Consider the following 2,126-nt stretch of genomic DNA (forward strand, 5'->3'; position numbering starts at 1 on the left):
CCGGCCCGGCAAACGGCGGCGGAAAGCCAGGCGCCGGGCTGCAAGCATTGTCACGCAACTCAAATGATGCGGGCGAATTCGGATTAAACGACACCTCAATACCGCCGTAGGTATTTGAGCGAGCCCTGGCAGAGTGCGTTGGCGCTGCTTCCACGGTCGGCCGGGCAGGTTCCTGCCCAGCTTGGACTATGTCCTGCGCCTGCTCAGGAGGAACCTCGGGCCACGATGGGCCGTCTTCCACCATTAAGCGCAGATCCTGATCGTAACCTTCCGGGAGGACCAATGGCCGACTGACAGCTCGCTGCCGCGCGCTGTGCTGCGCAGCGGCGCCCCCGACGTACGTCGCGACCGCATGCGGCGCCGTGACATCTTCGTAGCCGCTCCGCAGCAGCATCGGCTGCGTCTCCCATGACGACGTACCCTGTTGATGGGTAGGCGCCGGTGTCGGCTGGCCGCCTGAATTGGCGATCTCGCTCAGCTGCCGCTCGCCGGCAACGCCTTGCGGATTGTTTAGGGTCCTCTGCCTCTTCGCTGGCCTCAACTCAGCTGTGTCATGCTCATCGTTGATGAGGACCTCCTCGCTTGGCAGGCGGTTGCTCCTGGCAAGCGCAGCCATCGGCTCGTCCGGGGACTGCTGGCGGTCGGGCTCTCCGGGATCCGGTGCCTGGTCATGGCGCGCGGCTGGCTCGAGAGATGACGACGAGCGGGGTTCGTCCATCAGCCCCAAAAGCAAATCCTGATCGCGGCCTTCCGCGGGAAGCTCCTCTGGCCGACGGCCAGTTTCCTGCGACGCGCTGTGCTGCGCAGCGGCGGCGTCGACGCGCCTCGGCTCCATCAGTACCGTGTCTTCGGGATTGATAAAGGCCACGTTCTGGGGGTGAGGATTCAGCTTAGCGCGTCGTGAGATCGGCACTTCGCCCGTCGACCGCAAGGTCCGGAGATAGTCGATTGCCTGAACGAGTCTCTTTGGATTACCCTCTCCGGTGAACTCGAGCACCTCACCGCCATCGGTCAGCGACTTATTGTCGAGCCGATCACGAATGCTCGGTTTTTCTTTTGCGAAAAGCCAACGGCTAAAGCTACGAAGAGAACCTCCGTGCTGCTCGGCAGCGGATTTGCTGAACCCGCCCTTGATGAGGGCCCTCTCAAGCCCCGAAATAAGGGGAGCATCCACGGAATAAAGAGGCTGCTTCCTCTTCCCTATCACAATCCAAGTTGACTGAGCCGACTGCGGCGCCGAGGACGACGGGCCGGGTTCATCCATCAGCCCCAAAAGCAAATCCTGATCGCGGCCTTCCGCGGGAAGCTCCTCTGGCCGACGGCCAGTTTCCTGCGACGCGCTGTGCTGCGCAGCGGCGGCGTCGACGCGCCTCGGCTCCATCAGTACCGTGTCTTCGGGATTGATAAAGGCCACGTTCTGGGGGTGAGGATTCAGCTTAGCGCGTCGTGAGATCGGCACTTCGCCCGTCGACCGCAAGGTCCGGAGATAGTCGATTGCCTGAACGAGTGTCTTTGGATTACCCTCTCCGGTGAACTCGAGCACCTCACCGCCATCGGTCAGCGACTTATTGTCGAGCCGATCACGAATGCTCGGTTTTTCTTTTGCGAAAAGCCAACGGCTAAAGCTACGAAGGGAACCTCCGTGCTGCTCGGCAGCGGATTTGCTGAACCCGCCCTTGATGAGGGCCCTCTCAAGCCCCGAAATAAGGGGAGCATCCACGGAATAAAGAGGCTGCTTCCTCTTCCCTATCACAATCCAAGTTGACTGCGGCGCCGAGGACGACGCGCCGGGTTCATCCATCAGCCCCAAAAGCAAATCCTGATCATGGCTTTCCGCAGGAAGCAATTCCTCTGGCCAACTGCCACCCTTCTGCGACGCAATGTGCTGCGCAGCGGCGTCGCCGACCCGCCTCGACTCCCTCAGGGCCGCCTCTTCGGGATCAATATGGCGCTCGTGCTCCATCGCCTCAGCGCCGGCCTGCGATTTTCGGAGACGAGCCAGTGCGGCACCAATCCTGGAATCAGCACCGGCGACCTTCCTATAGCTCTCGACATCTCCATCAAACGACGTGCCGAGCCCAGCAGCAATGCCCGGCCTGTTGTTGTCACGCAGGTAGTCGCTGAAA

Annotated in this window: 1 pseudogene; it reads right to left on the bottom strand. The window is 61.6% G+C overall.

Features of this window, described 5'->3' with window-relative positions:
• Positions 1-2,126, bottom strand: a pseudogene (locus tag IC66_RS0142200) (hypothetical protein); the annotation flags it as partial.

The sequence above is a fragment of the Bradyrhizobium genomosp. III genome (genome assembly GCF_000261705.1).
Taxonomy (GTDB): domain Bacteria; phylum Pseudomonadota; class Alphaproteobacteria; order Rhizobiales; family Xanthobacteraceae; genus Bradyrhizobium; species Bradyrhizobium ottawaense.